Below are 16,708 nucleotides of genomic sequence, written 5' to 3'. Positions count from 1 at the left end.
GAATTCGCCACAAGCGAGTGACCCATCAAGCCACGCCCAAAGGACGGGTCTCCCGGCCCGAAGGGTGGCGCCCCTCGGGGGCAGGAGCGAAAAGCGACTGGGGGGCGCTATTCTTTATCCTGCAAGAGCCGCCACATTACCTTGCCTGAACCCGACTTGGGCAAGCTGTCGGCGAACTGCACGATCTTCGGTACCTTGTACGCCGCCATGTGGTCGCGTGCCCAGTCGGTGATGTCCTGCTCGCTGGTCTTGCCCTTGGCTTCCGCACGCAGCACGACCACGACCTTGACCGTCTCGCCGCGGTAGGCATCGCGCGCGGCGATGACACAGGCCTCTTGCACCGCGGGGTGCTTGTACAAGAGCATTTCCACCTCGGCTGGCCACACCTTGAAGCCGCTCGCGTTGATCATCCGCTTGAGCCGGTCGTTCAGGAAGAAATAGCCTTCCTCATCCATGCGGCCGAGGTCGCCGGTGCGGAAGAAGGTCTTGCCCTCGAACTCGATGAAGGCCGCCGCGGTGGCATCCGGTTGGCGCCAATAGCCCTTGAAGACCTGCGGCCCGCGGCTGATGATTTCGCCCACCTCACCAGGCGGCAGCTCCTGCAGCGTGGTCGGGTCCACCACGCGTGAGTCGACACCGAAGATCGGGATGCCCAGACACTGCGGCTTGGCGCGCTCGGGCAGATTGGCGTGCGTGGCCGCCGAGGTTTCGGTGAGGCCGTAGCCTTCTGCGAAGACGATACCGAACTCTTTCTGCAGCCGATCGGCCACCGCCGCGGGCATCGACGCGCCGCCGCCGTTCATGAAGCGCAGGCTCGAGAGGTCGAAGCTCTTGTAATTGGGGCTGCCGAAGAGGTCGATCACCATCGTCGGAATGCAAGTCCAGTGCGAGACCTTGTAGCGCGAGATCGCACGGCCGACGACCTCGCGGTCCCAGCGCGGCATCAGCACCACGGTGCACCCGCAGAACACGGCCGATGACATGCCCACCAGGCCAGTGATGTGGAACATCGGCACGACACCGAGGCCCACCACTTCAGGGCCGCCATGGGACCACTGCATGCCGGCGCAGGTGTTGTGCATCACGGTGCGGTGCGTGTGCATGCAGCCCTTGGGGTTGCCGGTGGTGCCCGAGGTGTAGGGCAGCACGGCCAAGTCGTCGGGCTGCACGGTGTGCGGGCCGGGCTCGAGGGCTTGCGCCAGCGCGTCGTGCCAGCGCAGGTAGGCGGCACTGCCCTCGCCGGGAGCTGGCAATGCCGGGTCGCTGCGCAGCCAGGCTTCGAGCGGGGCTGAGGGCGCGTCTTCGGGATCGATGCGGTCGGCGTCGAGCATTGCATCGGCATAACGCGTAACCAGCACGTGGCTCAGGCGCTTGGCTGCGGGCACGGCCGCATTGGCGGTCTCGACGATTGCGGCCAGGTCGGCAGCGCAGATCACCACGCGGGCTTCGGGGTCGGTGATGTAGTGCTGGAACTCGTCGGCCTTGTTCATCGGGTTGATCGGCACCACCACCGCGTTCGCGCGCAGGATGCCGTAGAACGCGGCAACGAACTGCGGGCAGTTCTGCATGAACAGGCCGACCCGGTCGCCGGCATTCACGCCGACGCTCTGTAGCCAGCCGGCCACACGGTCGGCTTGTTGATGCAGTTGCCGATACGTGGTTGCCTGGCCGAAGAACACCGATGCCGCCTTGTCGGGATAGCGCTGGGCAGTGACGTCGAGGTTGAACCACAGGCTGGTCGACGGCAGGACCAGCTCGCGCGGCAGGCGTGCCGGCCAGATGCGCTCGTGCGGGCGGGTGTGGGCGGCGGCGTTGGGCACAGAGTCTCCTGAAGCTGAATCGGCGATTGAAAAATCGGTATGGCTGCAAGCATGGCAGCGCTTGAATGCCGTAGCCGCCTCGGACAAACCCTAGCGCCACGGTGCCTCGGCCGCCCCGGGCTGGCACGGGGCCGACGCCAGCACCGAAACGCTGAAAACACCTGATCCGAACGGGCTTACCTCATGTTCACGCGGTACCCGCAGTGGTTAAGCTAGCCCATGGTCGCCAGCATTCGCCCCGTGAACCTGCCTTCGCCGGCGGGGACCGATGACGTGCCGACCATCCTCGACCTCGAGGCGTCGGGCTTCGGGCGCGACAGCTACCCGATCGAGGTCGGCTACGTGCTGCCCGACGGCAGCAGCTTCTGCACGCTGATCCGCCCCGCCCCCGGCTGGACCCACTGGGACCCGGCCGCTGAACAGATCCACCACATCCGGCGCGACGCCTTGGTGAAACACGGGCGCGACGTCGGCGAGGTGGCTCGCTTGCTGAACGACCAGCTGCACGGTCTCACGGTGTTCAGTGACGGTTGGGCACACGACTACCCCTGGCTGTCGGCCTTGTACGAATCAGCCGGCCTGCAGCCCAGCTTCAAGCTCGACAGCCTGCGCAGGCTGCTGAACGAACAGCAGGCACAAGACTGGCACGCCACGCTGCAGTCGGTGAGCAATGAATTGCAGGCCCCGCGCCACCGCGCCAGCGCCGATGCGCGGCGGCTCCAGCTCACGCTACAACGGGTGCGGAGTGCACCTCCTCTCACGCCACAGCTTGCCGGCTGAGTTCGTGAGTTGATTCAGCCGCCCTGCGCGCGGACCGCTTCTTCTTCACGGCGCAGTTTCTGGCACTGAGGGTGGTCTCGGTAGCGAGCCGTCTCACACTCGCGCTTCATGCACCTCACCATCGCGACGAAGACGCGCGAGCCGCAAGCTTGGCGCGGCGTCGTCGACGAGGTGTTCTCAGCGGTCATCGCCGGCACCGGCGCGGCGGGTGTCTTGGCGACCGCATTCGCGGGGCCGGATGTTGGCCGGGATGCAGCCCGCTGCGCCTTGTTCGCAGCCGGCTTGGCCTTGGGCTCGGCAGCTGCGGCCGCAGGAGCCGCTCGCACCGGCGAAGGCGCCTCCGCATCGATGGTCTGCGCGGCGGGCTCCGAGGTTGTGGCCATCGGCAGCGGCTCGTTCGGCTGCATCCGGATGGTGGGCAGTGGCGCATCTTCCCGCGCTTCATGGCGAGCACCCAGCATCCACGAGGCCACGGCCACCACGACCATGCCCACCCCCATCGCGAGCCAACCCATGCGCGGGCGAGGCATCGGCGCCGTTGCCGGCGCCGCCGCGGAGCGCCGCGCCCTCGATCTGGCCTTTGCCGGAGTAGCCGATGGCGACTTGGCGGTGGCAGACGCTGCAGCCAGGTTGGCAACAATCATCGTCGGCGCGTAAGCCGAGCTCTCGTCCTCCAGCGCCAGCTTGGGGCTGATGTCGGTCGATGCCGACTCGTGCGGTGCCGTCGGCGCCCAGGCGTTCACCACGCGCTCGGCAGGGATCGTCGGCTCCATCGAGATGTCGACCACCGGCCGATCGGGCGTCACGATCAGCCCGGCCAGCGCATCGCGAAACTGCTGCACGTTCTGCGGCCTGTCGCTGGGCCGCACGGCGAGCGCCCAGTCGATGGTCTTGCGCAGCGTGAGCGTCAGCGCATGCGCATAGGGGCTGTCGGCAGCGCCCAGCTGCAGCAGTTCGTCGTGCACCGCCCGTGTGGAGGCCGGCACCGGTGGCTTGCCGGTCACCACGAAGTGCAGCACCGCACCCAGTGCATAGAGATCCGTCCACGGCCCCTGGCGCAAGTGGCTCACCTCTGCGTATTGCTCGATCGGCGCGAAGTTGGGCTTGAGGATGGCGGTGAGCGTCTGCGAGCGGTCGCCGATCACGCGCCGCGCTGCGCCGAAGTCGAGTAGCACCGGCTGGGCATCGGGTGGCAGCAGGATGTTGTCGGGCGCAATGTCGCGGTGAAAGACGTCGGCCTTGTGCAGCGTCTCGAGCGCACCGAGTAGCGGCTCGATCATGCTGCGCACCCACGCATCGGCCGGGGTGTGGCCAACGGCGCGCCGTTCTTCCTTCAGCGTGCGCCCGGGGTAGAACGGCATCACCATGTAGGCCGTGCCGTTAGCCTCCCAGAACCGGTAGACCTTGACCAGCGACGGGTGGTCGAAGCGCGCCAGCAGCTTGGCCTCGTTCACGAACGAGCGCAGGCCGATGCCGAAGGTCTCGCCGTGCGAGGCGGATCGCAGCGACACCATCGAACTCTGGCCTCGTACCGCCAGCGAGCCCGGCATGTATTCCTTGATCGCCACCTGGCGCTCGAGCGCGTGGTCCATCGCCAGATAGACGATGCCGAAGCCGCCCACGCCGAGCACGCGCAGGATCTCGAACTCATCGAGCCGCGAGCCGGCAGGCAGCGCGTCGTGCTCGTCTTGCCCGGCGGCCAGCACCGGTGCGGCAGGTGGCGTTGCGCTCATGCGCGGTCGGGGCCTTCGGAAAACATGCCGAGAAGCTTAGCCGAGCGCCCGGACTGCACCGTATCCACACGTTGCAGGCTCGAAGTCACCGAAAACACCCCCACTAGAATCGAATCGCCAATCCCCCTCGGACCCACTCTCTGCCCTCTCTGGAACGCCATGACCGACAAGATCCAAGCCCACATCAGCACCCGAGCCAACGTCTACTTCGACGGCAAGTGCGTCTCGCACAGCATCGAGCTGGCTGACGGCACGAAGAAGAGCGTGGGGGTGATTCTTCCCTCGTCGCTGCACTTCAACACCGGCGAGCCCGAGGTGATGGAACTGGTGGAAGGCGTGTGCCGCGTGAAGTTCGCGGGCAGCGAGAGCTGGCTGCCCTACAGCGCGGGGCAGAGCTTCCAGGTGCCGGGCAAGTCGTCGTTCGACATCGAAGTGACGCAGACGCTGCACTACATCTGCCACTTCGGCTGATGAACAGCTAAGCGAGGGCGCGGACCGAGCGCCGGGCCGCCCCAAGCCGGGCCGCATCCCCCAGGGGGATCGGCCGACGTATCCGTCGGCCGAGGGGTCGTCACCTGCCTCGCCTGACGCGCAGCAGCTCGTCGAGAATCAACAAAATCGCGCCGAGCGTGATCGCGCTGTCGGCCACGTTGAACGACGGGAAGAAGTACTGGCTGCCCCAGTGCACCTGGATGAAGTCGACCACATAGCCGTGCTGCAGGCGGTCGACCACGTTGCCGACGGCACCACCCAGGATCAGCGACAAGGCCAGCGCGAACATGCGCTGCCCGCTGTGGCTGCGCAGCATCCAGATGATGAAGACGGCCGCCACCGCGCCCAGGCCGACGAAGAACCAGCGCTGCCAGCCCGAAGCCCCGGCAAGGAACGAGAACGCCGCGCCGGTGTTGTGCGCCCGCACGATGTTGAAGAACGAGGTGACGAAGACGCTCTCACCGTACTGGAAGTCGCGAAGGATCAGCCATTTGGTGATCTGGTCCAGCACGATCACGACCAGGGCAATACCCAGCCAGGGCAGCAGGCTGCCGCCCGATTTCTTGAACGCCATGGTCAGGCAGCCTTCCGTGATTCGCCAGCGGCGTACAGATTGCTGGTGCAGCGGCCGCAGATCGTGGGATGGGCCGGGTCGACGCCGACGTCGTCGCGGTAGTGCCAGCAGCGTTCGCATTTCTGCGAGGTGCTGGCTTCGGGAACAACGCGGAAATCGTCCGCGTCATCGCTCAGCAGCTCCAGAAGAGACGCTTTCGACGTGATGAGAACGAACTTGAGGTCGTCACCCAAGCTGGACAGGACATTCAAAGTCTCGCCCTTCGCATGCACTTCGACATTGGCCTGCAGCGAAGAACCGACCTTGCCCGCACTGCGGAAGTCTTCAATGCGGCGATTCGACTCGTCGCGCACCTTGCGGATCAGCTGCCACTTCGCCAGCAGCGCCTCATCACCCCACGCCGAGGTGTCGCTGAAGGTCTCCACAAAGATCGATGGCGACGTACCCGGCGCAAAGATCTTCCACGCCTCTTCCGCGGTGAAGCTCAGGAACGGTGCCATCCAGCGCAGCATCGCGTGCGTGATGTGCCACAGCGCCGTCTGCGCGCTGCGCCGTGCCAGTGATTTCGGGGCCGTGGTGTAGAGCCTGTCCTTCAGCACGTCCAGATAGAACGCGCCGAGGTCTTCGCTGCAGTACACCTGCAGCTTGGCCACCACCGGGTGGAACTCGTAGACCTCGTAGTGCGCCAGCACCTCGGCCTGGAAGGCAGCCGCGCGTGCGAGCGCATAGCGGTCGATCTCGAGCATCTCGGACAGCGGCACCGCATCCTTCGACGGATCGAAGTCGCTGGTGTTCGCCATCAGGAAGCGCAGCGTGTTGCGGATGCGGCGGTACGAATCGACCACGCGGGCCAGGATCTTCTTGTCGATGGCCAGGTCGCCGGAGTAGTCGGTCGCCGCACACCACAGGCGGAGGATCTCGGCGCCCATCTCCTTCACCGAGTCTTGCAGCGAGATGAAGTTGCCCTGGCTCTTGCTCATCTTCTTGCCCGCGCCGTCGACCGTGAAGCCGTGCGTGAGCAGGCCCTTGTACGGCGCGTGGCCTTCCATCGCGCAGGCGATCAGCAGCGACGAATGGAACCAGCCGCGGTGCTGGTCGTGGCCTTCAAGGTAGAGGTCGGCTTCCTGCTTGTCACTCGTGACGCCAGGGTGGCTGCCCACCTTGGCGTTGAGCACGTGGAAGAAGGTCGAGCCCGAGTCGAACCACACGTCGAGGATGTCGTTGCTCTTGGTGTACTGCGACGCCTCGGCTCCGAGCACGTCTTCCACCGCCAGCTTCGACCACGCTTCCACGCCGCCTTGCTCGACGATGCCGGCGGCGCGGTCGATCAGCGCCATCGTGTCGGGGTGCAATTCGCCCGTTTCCTTGTGCAGGAAGAACGGCAGCGGCACGCCCCAGTTGCGCTGGCGGCTGATGCACCAGTCGGGCCGGTTGGCGATCATGTCGTGCAACCGCGCCTTGCCGTTCTCGGGGTAGAAGCTCGTCTCCTCAATGGCGTCGAGCGCGGTCTGGCGCAGCGTCTTGGCGGGCGTCTCGCTCGCGAACACACCCACGCCTTCGTCCATGCGCACGAACCACTGGGCGGCGGCGCGGTAGATCACCGGCGTCTTGTGGCGCCAGCAATGCGGGTAGCTGTGGACCAGCGTCGAGGTGGCGAACAGCCGGCCGGCATCGCGCAACGCATCGGCCACCAGCGGCGCGGCCTTCCAGATGTTCATGCCGCCGAAGAGCGGCAGGCTCGCCTCGTACTGCCCGTTGCCCTGCACCGGGTTCAGGATGTCGTCGAGCTTCATCCCATGCGAGACGCAGGAGTTGAAGTCTTCCAGGCCATAGGCCGGTGACGAGTGGACGATCCCGGTACCGTCTTCGGCGGTCGCGTACTCGGCCGCATAGATCGGCGAGAGGCGGTCGTAGCCCGGGTCGACATGGGCCAGCGGGTGGCGGAAGTTCAGGCCTTCGAGCTTCGCACCCAGGGTGGTGGCGATCACCTGGCCCGTGAGGCCGTAGCGCTCAAGGCATTTCTCGACCAGCGCACTGGCCAGTACCAGCAAGCCGCGCTCAGTGTCGACCAGCGAATACTCGATTGCCGGGCCGACGTTGAGCGCCTGGTTGGCCGGGAGGGTCCAGGCCGTCGTCGTCCAGATCACCGCGAAAGCGTCTTTGGCGAGCGACGGCAATCCGAAGGCCCCGGCCAGCTTGGCCGGCTCGGCGGACAGGAAGCCCACGTCGACCGTCTGCGACTTCTTGTCGGCGTATTCGATCTCGAATTCGGCCAGCGACGAATGGCAGTCGAAGCACCAGTACACGGGCTTCAGCCCGCGGTAGACAAAGCCACGCTCGACGATGCGCTTCAGCGCGCGGATCTCGTTGGCCTCGTTGCCGAAGTCCATCGTGCGATACGGGTGCTCCCAGTCGCCGAGCACACCCACGCGCTTGAAGTCGGCCATCTGCTGGGCGATCTGCTCGGTGGCGTAGGCCCGGCTCTTGGCCTGCACGTCGGCTCGGCTCAGGTTGCGGCCGAAGGTCTTCTCGATCTGGTTCTCGATCGGCAGGCCGTGGCAGTCCCAGCCCGGCGTGTAGCGCGCGTCCATGCCCTTGAGCTGGCGCGCCTTGGTGATCATGTCCTTCAGGATCTTGTTGGCGGCGTGACCCACGTGCAGCGTGCCGTTCGCGTAGGGCGGGCCGTCGTGCAGCACGAACAGCGGCTTGCCGTGGCGTGACTCGCGCAGCCGCTGGTAGATGCCGTTGTCGGCCCATTCCTTCACCCAGCCCGGCTCGCGCTTGGGCAGGTCGCCGCGCATCGGGAACGGCGTGTCGGGCAGATTGAGCGTGGCCCGGTAGTCGGTGGTCGGGGTGGTCGTGGAGGCAGTCTTGTCGGTCATGGCGCTTGGCGTGCCGCGAGGGCGCGCGTCAGAAATTTGGGTGCCGACCCGCACGGGGCCGGGGCTCGCAAAGCAGGAGTGGGGCGAGCGCTAAATTCGATCGCGCGTGGTCTGGCGGCGCTGAGACGCGTGCGCAGCCAGAAAGTCTTGCGCGTTGCGGGCGTCCAACCGGATGGCCTCGGTCAGTGCTTCCAGCCCGTCGTACCGGGCTTCATCACGCAGTTTGTGCAGCAGTTCCACGCGGACGATTTTACCGTAGCCTCCTTCGGCGCCCAGTTCGGCAGGCCAATCGAAGCAATGCGTCTCCAGCAGCACGCGCCCGCTGTCGTCGACCGTGGGTCGTACGCCCAGGCTCGCGACCCCGTCAACAGGCCGCTCGACCAGGCCGTGCACCTGCACCGCGAAGATGCCCATGGCCGCTGGCCGCGCATGCGCAAAGCGCAGGTTCAGGGTGCGGAAACCATCTGCGCGCCCGCTCGCGCTCTGGCCGAGTTCACGGCCCAGCTTCTGGCCGTGCACCACGTGCCCACTGATGCTGTAGGGCCGGCCCAGCAGCGCAGCGGCCTGCGCCAGATTGCCCTCGGCCAGCGCCTCGCGCACGGCCGAGCTGGAGACACGCAGGCCATGCACTTCGTAGCTGTTCATGCGTGCCACGTCGAAGCCCTGGGCGGCACCGGCTGCGTCGAGCATGGCGTAATCGCCGGCCCGCTTGGCGCCAAAGCGGAAGTCGTCGCCAACCAGCACGTAGCGTGTGCCGAGTCCCCGCACCAGCACTTCTTCGATGAAGGCCTGCGCGGTCTGCGTGGCCAGCGGTTTGTCGAAACGCAGTACCACCACCTGGTCGATGCCACAGCGCTCGAGTTCGCTCAGCTTGTCGCGCAGCGTCGCGATGCGGGCCGGTGCCGTCTCAGGCTTGCCGGCCGCCAGCGCGAAGTAGTCGCGCGGGTGTGGCTCGAAGGTCATCACGCAGGACGGCAGGCCGCGGTGCTGGGCCTCGGACCTCAACAGCGCCAACATGGCCTGGTGGCCGCGGTGCACGCCATCGAAGTTGCCGATGGTCAGCGCGCAAGCAGATGCGATGTCGGGGTGATGGATCCCACGAAAGACTTGCATAGGCGGATTATCTGCCCCCCAGTCGCTTCGCTCCTGCCCCCAAGGGGCGCTGGCCAGCCCTTGGGGCGGCCCGGCGGGCGGCCATGGCCTGATGGGTCGCGCTTGCTCCGCTCGCGCTCTCGACTTCGGTGCTCATCGGTTCGGCTGGATTGCTTCAGGCCCGCTCAGCCACTGCCACTGTCCGGGGGCCAGCTCGGGCGGCAGCGTCAGCGCGCCGAAGGCGCTGCGGTGCAGCGCTTCGACCCGATTGCCCACGGCGGCCAGCATGCGCTTGACCTGGTGGTACTTGCCTTCGGTGAGCGTGAGCTTGAGCGTCAGCTCGCCGGTCACTTCGCAGGCCGCCGCCGCCACGGTGGCCGGGTCATCGATCAGCTTCACGCCGGCCAGCAGCTGCTGCACCTGCTCAGGCGTGACGGGGTGCTTGCAGGTCACGTCGTAGACCTTGTTCACGTGCTTCTTGGGCGAGGTGAACCGGTGGATCAGGGCTCCGTCATCGGTGAAGAGAAGCAGCCCCGTCGTGTCTTCGTCGAGCCGGCCGATGCTTTGCAGGTCGCGGCGGCGCAGGGGCACGGGCAGCAGGCTGTAGACGCTCATGTGGTGCTTGGGCTTCTGCGAGCACTCCACACCCTGCGGCTTGTTCATCACGATCAAGGCCTTGGCGTGGTACGGCCACGACTCGCCGCGCACGCTGAACACCAGGCCCTCGGGCGGCATGTCTTCAAACGGGTCGTCATGCACCTTGCCGCCGATGCTGACGTGGCCCGACGCGATCAGGCCTTCGCATTCGCGACGGGCACCGAAGCCCTGGGAGAAAAGAATCTGAGAGAGTTTCATGAAGCACAGCCCGTTCGGGCTGGGGTATCGAAGCCGTGAGCGAACGGGGCCGCATTATCTCTGCGGCTCAGTGCAACTCCAGCAGCACCACATGGTTCTCGGCGACCGGCCAGGCGATGCCGGCGATGCGCTCGCCGTTGAATTCGCCGACGACCGACCGGCCCGCCGCATCCATCACCTTCAGCTTGGCCGTGGACACACCCGCTACGCCCGACGAAATGCCCGCCGGCGGGCTCTTGCCATCCAGGCTGATCTGATCGCGCGGCACGCCGAAGTAGCCGCGCGGCCGGGTCAGCGTGACCACGGCCTTCGCGTCCTTGTCGGCGTCGGCCAGTCGTTCGGCGCGCAGGTTGATGACATCGGACGAGCGCGGGAACGGCGAACGGTAGATGTGCGTCACCGCGTAGCCGCGCGCGTGGATGACGAACTCATAGCTCGCCTTTCCGTCCGCGGTGAACGGCCCCCAGCGGCCATCGGCGCCGATCAGCTTGCCGTGCACCGCCGTGCCCAGGCGTTCACCGGTGGCCGGGTTGGTGGCGAACACGTCGACGGTTGCGCCTTCGAGCGGCAGGTTGGTCGCGTAGCCACCCTGCACGTTGTTGAGCCCCAGCCCTGATACCTTGCCGTCGAGCACCACCTTGGCCTCGGGCACGATGCTCAGCACGGCGGACGGCTTGCCGGTGATGAAGCGATAGGCCTGCGCGAAAGCGGCCGGGCTGAAAGAGGTCTCGCGGTGGTCGATGCCGGGGATCACCACGTTCTCGGCGCCCTTCAGCGCCGGCCCGTCGTAAGTCACGTTCGTCGGCTTGCCCTTGGCGCCCAGCCACGCCCCATCGGGCTGGGCGTACTTGTCGTTGTTGTCGGAGCGGATGGTCATCCACTTGACGCCAGGCGTCACTTCATCGCCATCCAACCCTTTGGGCGCATTCAGCCCACGGAGAAACGGGCCGGCGCCGTTGAACTCGTTGCCGGGGTTGCTGTCGGGGTTGGCCTGCACACCGTGGTTGGGCGTGCCGCCCAGGATGGCATGCGACACCTTGGCCGCGCCGCCGCCGTTGGCGATGTAGTTGCGGATGGCGTTGCCGCCGCGCGAGTTGCCGAACAGCACCACCCGGCTCGCACCGGTGGCGCGCAGCACCTTGTCGACCTCGTCCGACAGGAACTGCATGTGCTCGGCGGTAGAGGTGCGACCGGGTTGCGGCTTGTCGTCGGTGTCGCGTGCGAGCGGGTACAGCACGTCGATGGCGTAGAGGCGGTCGCGTGGCCAGCCGTTGGATTCGAAGCGCCAGATCGTCGTGTGCCACAGCGCGGCGGTGTCGCCGTTGCCGTGCACGAACACGATTGGCGGGTAGGTGCCCGCAGGGGGCGTGCTCGCGCACGACGCAAGCAATGCAGCAGCGGCAACCAGGGCCATCGTCAACCTTCGGCGGAATGGGTTCTTCAACGGGTTCATCGGCTGTCTCCGTTTGTAGTTAGGTCTCTGCAAGCCGGCAGCGAGGGCAGGCTTTCAGCCGCACTCACGGCATTCAGCACGGCCTGGGCCACCACTTCGGCGGCCAGCGTGCCCAGCACCGTGATGTTGGCGCTGCGGCCGCTTTCACCGGTGCCCAGCGCAAACAGCGTGTCGCCGTCGCTCTGGGTGTGAACAGGGTTGATACTGCGCGCCAGGCCGTCGTGCGCCATCTGGGCGATCTTGTTGGCTTGGCTCTTGGTGATGACGGCATCGGTGGCGACGACGCCGAGGGTGGTCGCCGCGCCCACCGCCATGTGGGTGGGCAACTCGCCTTGCAGCATGGCGCGCGTGCTGCCGTGAAGCCGCAATCCATCGGCGCTGCGCGCGCCGGCGACGAGACGGCCGGTGGCCGGGTCGATCACGTCGCCCGTCGCATTGACGGCCACCATGGCGCCGACGGTGATGCCCTCCACCGTCACCGAGGCGCTACCGATGCCGCCCTTCATCGCACGGTCGAAGCCGAAAAGCTTGCCAACCACGGCACCGGCACCGGCGCCCACATTGCCTGCAGCCGGTGCGTCGGTGCTTGCGGCAACGCAGGCGGCGTAGCCTGCGTTCGCATCAGGGCGGATCGAGCTGTCGCCCAGCGTCAGGTCAAAAAGGACGGCGGCCGGCACGATGGGCACGCGCACGGGGCCCACCGGCACGCCGATGCCGCGTTCGTCAAGCCAGCGCATCACGCCGGCGGCCGCGTCGAGCCCGAAGGCGCTGCCGCCGGACAGCAGCACCGCGTGCACCACCTCCACCGTGTTCAGCGGCGAGAGCAGATCTGTCTCGCGCGTGCCGGGTGCGGCACCGCGCACGTCGACACCACCCACGGCGCCTTTCGGCGTCAGGATCACCGTGCAGCCGGTCGGTCTACGCGTGTCTGTGAAATGGCCGACGGCGATGCCGGGGACGTCGGTGATGGACCCCATCGTCGGGTGCCTCCTTGGAGCGGGGTTCTAGCACGACTGCCGACACCCGCCCTGTCCCACCGGGGACAACCATTTACGCCACCCGGGACAACCCCTCGCCGCGACCGGCAAGCGGCCTTTCGACTCAGCGCCGCAGCTTGCGGATGAGGTCCTGCGCGCGCAGCTCGGCGTCGAGCGAGGCGTCCAGCGGCGAACGGCACAGGCCGGCGTGCTGGTACTGCAGGTTCTCGTACAGCTGCGAAGCCGCCGGGAAGGTCTCGAGCAGCACATTGAGATCCTCACCCGGCTCGACGTCGGCAAGCTCTTTCGACAGGTGCGCCACCACCGAACGGTACTGGTCGGCTGAGGTGGGGACGAGGTTGCGTTCCAGGCGCTCCAGCAGCTGCGCCAGGGTCAGCAAGACCCGAAAGCTCTCGGGCAGAGTTCTGGTTTGGGTGTTCATGCGTCGAACATGGAGGCGCAGGCTTGTTCTTCAAGCGCGGGTTGTGACCAGCACCCAGTGGACTAACTCACGTTCCTGAGGCGCCAGCCCGGCAATTGCGATCCGGTAGACTCCGCCCCTTTTTCGGGCAGCGCTCAGTTGCAGGGTATGGCGCACAGAATGCCGCGCACTCGTTTCATCAGTTCGACGTTCGTTCGCCTGCTCACGGAGATGGCTTCCGGCGAAGTTGCCGAATCCAAGCAGAGCTTCGCAGAACGATTGAGCCTGTGGCTGGACTGGTCCGATGCCATCTCCCTCTCGGCGGCGTTGAATGGCGCCAGTGCGCCCGTCTCGCCGCCTATCCCGGCCGGCGCGCCCTCTGCGGCCGGCGCCGCCTTTGACGAGTTCACCCGCGTACGCGCGGACCTGGTCAAGTCAATCACCACGGATGACCTGTTCAGGGTCGACAAAGCAAGCATGAAATCGTCGACGTCACCCGAACCAGCTGCAGAGAGCGCAATGGACCTTCCAGCTTGCTGGCGCCAGTACCTTGCGCATCAACGCGCGATGGCCGAGCGCATCGGCCCGCTGCGCGCCAACGTGCGGGCAGCTATGTCGAAGCAGTCGGCAGCCCTCAGCCGGCTCGCGGCACTGGATGCCGCCTTGGACGAGGCCCTGGCCGTGCGTGAACGCCACCTGCTTTCGCACGTGCCCCCGTTGCTCGAAAGACGATTCGAGCACCTGCGCAAATCGCATCCCGAGCCGTGGCCCGCGTACCGGAGAAACGTGCAACACCTGCTGCTGGCAGAGCTGGACATTCGATTGCAGCCCGTCGAAGGAATGATGGAAGCCATGGGCCACGAGATCACGAGGCAGCAATGAACAAGAAACTGGGTGTGGCGGCGTTCTGCGTGGGCCTGGCCGCCGTGTGCTGGGTAGGCTTGGGGTACATCCGCTCGAATCCGCTGGCGCTGACGATGACGGCGCTCATCGGCGCGTTCTACCTGATGGGCGCGCTCGAGTTGCGTCGCTTCCACCAGGCCACGACCACATTGGCCAAGGCGTTGACGGCCATTCCGGAAGGCCTTTCGAACCTGGCGGACTGGCTCGACAAGGTGCCACCAGCCTTGCGAAACGCGGTGCGCCAGCGCATCGAAGGCGAACGCGCCGGCTTGCCTGGCCCGGTGATGACGCCCTATCTCGTGGGCCTGCTCGTGCTGCTGGGGATGCTGGGAACCTTTCTCGGCATGGTGGTCACGCTGGACGGTGCGGTGTTGGCGCTCGAGAGCACGACCGATCTGCCCACGATTCGCGCGGCATTGAGCGCCCCTGTCAAGGGCCTGGGGCTGGCGTTCGGCACCTCCGTCGCCGGGGTGGCCGCGTCTGCCATGCTGGGCCTGATATCGGCCGTGTGTCGCCGCGAGAGGCTGCAGACCCTGCAGGTTCTGGACACGCGCATTGCGACAAACCTGCATGCCTTCTCCCTCGCGCACCTGCGCAAGGAAACGTTCAAGACCCTGCAGTCCCAATCCCTCGTCATCCCCGAAGTGGTGGCGCAGCTGCAGGCGATGATGGCGCACAGCGAGCGGCAGAGCCAGGCGCTGAACGACCGCTTGCTCGCGAGCCAGGAAGCCTTCTTCCGCAACACCACGACGGTCTATGCGGACCTGGCTTCGTCGGTCGACAAATCCCTCAAGGAAAGCCTGGCGACGGTGGCACGCGTCGCCGGTGCGGCGATCGAGCCCGCGGCCCAGGCGACGATGGCGGGCATCGCACGCGAGACCACGGCGCTGCACGAACGAATCGCCGGCACGGTCACGATGCAGCTGGAAGGTTTGTCCGCACGCCACGGCGACAGCGTCTCGGCCATGGAGAAAGTGTGGACGAGCGCGCTCACCCGCCACGAGCACAGCAGCGACGAGCTGATCCAGCGCTTGGACGGGTCGCTGCAAAACTTTGCCGAGACCTTCGAACAGCGCTCGGCCAAGCTACTGACGTCGGTGGAGGCAGCCCAATCGACCGGCCAGGCCGCGCTGACGCAAACCTGGCGCGATGCGCTCGCGCAGCACCAGCACACCAGCGACAACCTGTCCAGCGCACTGCAGAAGTCGCTGACGTCGCTGGTGCAGGCGAGCGAGCAGCAGCCGGCGGCGCTCATGGCCACGGTCGAGAAGGCCCATGTCGCCTTGCAGGCAGACCTGGCCGCCAGCGACCAGCAGCGGCAAGCAGCGCTGGCCCAGTCGCTGGAATCGATGGCGGCATCGCTCCAGCACAGCTGGCAGCAGGCCGGCGAGCAAACCGTCGCGCAACAAGCCCAGATCTGCGAGACGCTGGAACGCACTGCCCGCGACATCCACGCGCAAGCCGAGGCGCATGCCAGGAACACGATCACCGAGATCGCCCAGCTGACGCAAACCGCCGCTGAAGCACCACGGGTCGCGGCCGAAGTGATCGGCCAGCTGCGCGAGAAGCTCTCCGACAGCATGGTGCAGGACAACCAGCTGCTGGAAGAACGCCATCGCATCATGGAAACGCTGCGGACGCTGCTCGACGCCATACAGCACGCCGCCACCGAACAACGCGGGTCGATCGACGCGCTGGTCGCTTCATCGGCGGCGCTGCTGAAGCAGGTCAGCACTCAGTTCACCGAGAAGATCGAAGCGGAATCCGATCGGCTGACGGCCGTGGCCGCAGAAGTGACCGGCAGTGCCGTCGAGGTGGCCAGCCTGGGTGAAGCCTTCGGCTTCGGCGTGCAGCAGTTCAGCGAGTCGAGCGATGCGCTGATCGCCACGCTGGCGCGCATCGAAGGCTCGCTCGACAAGTCGGCGGCGCGCAGCGATGAGCAGCTGGGCTACTACGTGGCGCAGGCAAGGGAGATCATCGACCTGAGCATCTCGTCGCAGAAGCAGATCGTCGAGGAGTTGCAGCAGCTCTCCAGCCGACAGGCGGCGCTTGCCGGCGAGGCCAGCTGATGGAAGACATCGACACCGGCATGGAAGAGACCGCGCCGGTCTGGGCCGTGTTCGGCGACCTGATGTCCGGCTTGCTAGGCGCCTTCGTGCTGATGCTGGTCTGCGTGCTGGGCGTGCAGCTGGAACTCGCGACCAACCTGGACACCGAGGTCAAGAAGCGCCAGGCCGAAGAGCAGCGGCGCCTCTCGCTGGAAAAGGCCTTGGCGGGCCCACTAGCATCCGGCCGCGTGACGCTGAGCAACGGGCGCATCGGGATCAGCGGCAGCGTGCTGTTCTCGTTGAACTCGGATCAGCTGCAGCCCGAGGGCCGGCAGCTGCTGAAGAGCCTAGCAGGGCCGCTGGCGGTCTACCTCTCCGCACGTGATGAACTGCTGATGGTCAGCGGCTTCACCGACGACCGGCCGGTTCGCGACAGCAACCGGCAATTCGTCGACAACTGGGAACTGTCGGCCCAACGGGCCTTGACAGTGACGCGGGCGCTGATCGACGAAGGCATACCGTCTTCGTCCACCTTTGCGGCAGCGTTCGGGCCCGAGCAGCCGGTGGCGTCGAACGACGATGCCACCGGACGGTCCCGGAACCGGCGCGTGGAAATGGCCCCTGTGCCGAGATCTTCGAATGGGACGCCGAAGCCCGCTCAGTGAGACCGGCGAACCC

The 16,708-nt window shown here is 66.6% G+C and carries 14 protein-coding genes; 5 read left to right on the top strand and 9 right to left on the bottom strand.

Annotation, left to right across the window (positions count from 1 at the left end):
• Positions 1 to 107: 107 nt before the first annotated feature.
• A complete protein-coding gene (locus AC1DYS_RS09370; RefSeq protein ID WP_477898295.1) occupies positions 108 to 1,820 on the bottom strand; it encodes a long-chain fatty acid--CoA ligase in 1,713 nt (570 codons plus the stop codon).
• Positions 1,821 to 2,060: 240 nt separating this feature from the next.
• Here AC1DYS_RS09370 and AC1DYS_RS09365 point away from each other — a divergent pair, with 240 nt between their 5' ends.
• A complete protein-coding gene (locus AC1DYS_RS09365) occupies positions 2,061 to 2,600 on the top strand; it encodes a 3'-5' exonuclease (RefSeq protein ID WP_477898293.1) in 540 nt (179 codons plus the stop codon).
• Positions 2,601 to 2,614: 14 nt separating this feature from the next.
• Here AC1DYS_RS09365 and AC1DYS_RS09360 read toward each other — a convergent pair whose 3' ends face one another.
• Positions 2,615 to 4,333, bottom strand: coding sequence for a serine/threonine protein kinase (locus AC1DYS_RS09360; RefSeq protein WP_477898291.1), 1,719 nt, complete (start codon positions 4,331 to 4,333; stop codon positions 2,615 to 2,617).
• A gap of 159 nt (positions 4,334 to 4,492) precedes the next feature.
• Between AC1DYS_RS09360 and ppnP the strand changes: the two genes are divergently transcribed.
• A complete protein-coding gene (ppnP, locus tag AC1DYS_RS09355; protein WP_477898289.1) occupies positions 4,493 to 4,804 on the top strand; it encodes a pyrimidine/purine nucleoside phosphorylase in 312 nt (103 codons plus the stop codon).
• 100 nt (positions 4,805 to 4,904) lie between these two features.
• Here the strand turns inward: ppnP and lspA are convergent, their stop codons facing one another.
• From lspA to AC1DYS_RS09320, 7 genes are all read right to left on the bottom strand, one after another.
• Positions 4,905 to 5,399: a signal peptidase II gene (gene lspA, locus AC1DYS_RS09350; protein WP_477898287.1), complete on the bottom strand. Its 495-nt coding sequence runs from the start codon at positions 5,397 to 5,399 to the stop codon at positions 4,905 to 4,907.
• Positions 5,400 to 5,401: 2 nt separating this feature from the next.
• The gene (gene ileS / locus AC1DYS_RS09345; RefSeq protein WP_477898285.1) at positions 5,402 to 8,281 is read right to left on the bottom strand and encodes an isoleucine--tRNA ligase; all 2,880 of its coding nucleotides are present in this window, start codon (positions 8,279 to 8,281) and stop codon (positions 5,402 to 5,404) included.
• 90 nt (positions 8,282 to 8,371) lie between these two features.
• Positions 8,372 to 9,394 (bottom strand): bifunctional riboflavin kinase/FAD synthetase, encoded by a 1,023-nt coding sequence (locus AC1DYS_RS09340; RefSeq protein ID WP_477898283.1) that lies wholly within the window; start codon positions 9,392 to 9,394, stop codon positions 8,372 to 8,374.
• A 132-nt stretch (positions 9,395 to 9,526) separates the two neighbouring features.
• Positions 9,527 to 10,228 carry a pseudouridine synthase gene (locus tag AC1DYS_RS09335; RefSeq protein ID WP_477898281.1) on the bottom strand — a complete coding sequence of 234 codons (702 nt, stop codon included), beginning with the start codon at positions 10,226 to 10,228 and terminating at the stop codon, positions 9,527 to 9,529.
• Between the two features lie 67 nt (positions 10,229 to 10,295).
• Positions 10,296 to 11,681, bottom strand: coding sequence for an alpha/beta fold hydrolase (locus AC1DYS_RS09330; RefSeq protein WP_477898279.1), 1,386 nt, complete (start codon positions 11,679 to 11,681; stop codon positions 10,296 to 10,298).
• Positions 11,678 to 12,658, bottom strand: a complete 981-nt coding sequence (locus AC1DYS_RS09325) for a P1 family peptidase (RefSeq protein WP_477898277.1) — start codon at positions 12,656 to 12,658, stop codon at positions 11,678 to 11,680. The genes AC1DYS_RS09330 and AC1DYS_RS09325 overlap by 4 nt, the downstream gene beginning before the upstream one ends.
• A 124-nt stretch (positions 12,659 to 12,782) precedes the next feature.
• Positions 12,783 to 13,100, bottom strand: a complete 318-nt coding sequence (locus AC1DYS_RS09320; RefSeq protein WP_477898275.1) for a hypothetical protein — start codon at positions 13,098 to 13,100, stop codon at positions 12,783 to 12,785.
• A 159-nt stretch (positions 13,101 to 13,259) separates the two neighbouring features.
• On the opposite strand from AC1DYS_RS09320, the gene AC1DYS_RS09315 reads away from it, so the two are divergent.
• The 3 genes from AC1DYS_RS09315 to AC1DYS_RS09305 are packed head-to-tail and all read left to right on the top strand — an operon-like array spanning position 13,260 to position 16,695.
• Entirely contained in the window at positions 13,260 to 13,961 is a 702-nt protein-coding gene (locus AC1DYS_RS09315) for a DUF3348 family protein (RefSeq protein ID WP_477898273.1), read from the top strand.
• Positions 13,958 to 16,051, top strand: coding sequence for a DUF802 domain-containing protein (locus AC1DYS_RS09310; RefSeq protein WP_477898271.1), 2,094 nt, complete (start codon positions 13,958 to 13,960; stop codon positions 16,049 to 16,051). Before AC1DYS_RS09315 ends, AC1DYS_RS09310 begins: the two co-directional genes overlap by 4 nt.
• The gene (locus tag AC1DYS_RS09305; RefSeq protein ID WP_477899601.1) at positions 16,048 to 16,695 is read left to right on the top strand and encodes an OmpA family protein; all 648 of its coding nucleotides are present in this window, start codon (positions 16,048 to 16,050) and stop codon (positions 16,693 to 16,695) included. The genes AC1DYS_RS09310 and AC1DYS_RS09305 overlap by 4 nt, the downstream gene beginning before the upstream one ends.
• Positions 16,696 to 16,708: the final 13 nt, after the last annotated feature.

The organism is Rhizobacter sp. P2_G4, assembly GCF_056403575.1.
This window is presented reverse-complemented; position numbering and strand designations above follow the sequence as displayed.

What these genes read in the sequence shown, in the direction of transcription:
- AC1DYS_RS09360 (WP_477898291.1), bottom strand. Translation starts at nt 4,333, where the DNA reads ATGAGCGCAACGCCACCTGCCGCACCGGTGCTGGCCGCCGGGCAAGAC.
- AC1DYS_RS09340 (WP_477898283.1), bottom strand. Translation starts at nt 9,394, where the DNA reads ATGCAAGTCTTTCGTGGGATCCATCACCCCGACATCGCATCTGCTTGC.
- AC1DYS_RS09315 (WP_477898273.1), top strand. Translation starts at nt 13,260, where the DNA reads ATGCCGCGCACTCGTTTCATCAGTTCGACGTTCGTTCGCCTGCTCACG.
- AC1DYS_RS09330 (WP_477898279.1), bottom strand. Translation starts at nt 11,681, where the DNA reads ATGAACCCGTTGAAGAACCCATTCCGCCGAAGGTTGACGATGGCCCTG.
- lspA (WP_477898287.1), bottom strand. Translation starts at nt 5,399, where the DNA reads ATGGCGTTCAAGAAATCGGGCGGCAGCCTGCTGCCCTGGCTGGGTATT.
- ppnP (WP_477898289.1), top strand. Translation starts at nt 4,493, where the DNA reads ATGACCGACAAGATCCAAGCCCACATCAGCACCCGAGCCAACGTCTAC.
- AC1DYS_RS09335 (WP_477898281.1), bottom strand. Translation starts at nt 10,228, where the DNA reads ATGAAACTCTCTCAGATTCTTTTCTCCCAGGGCTTCGGTGCCCGTCGC.
- ileS (WP_477898285.1), bottom strand. Translation starts at nt 8,281, where the DNA reads ATGACCGACAAGACTGCCTCCACGACCACCCCGACCACCGACTACCGG.
- AC1DYS_RS09310 (WP_477898271.1), top strand. Translation starts at nt 13,958, where the DNA reads ATGAACAAGAAACTGGGTGTGGCGGCGTTCTGCGTGGGCCTGGCCGCC.
- AC1DYS_RS09320 (WP_477898275.1), bottom strand. Translation starts at nt 13,100, where the DNA reads ATGAACACCCAAACCAGAACTCTGCCCGAGAGCTTTCGGGTCTTGCTG.
- AC1DYS_RS09325 (WP_477898277.1), bottom strand. Translation starts at nt 12,658, where the DNA reads ATGGGGTCCATCACCGACGTCCCCGGCATCGCCGTCGGCCATTTCACA.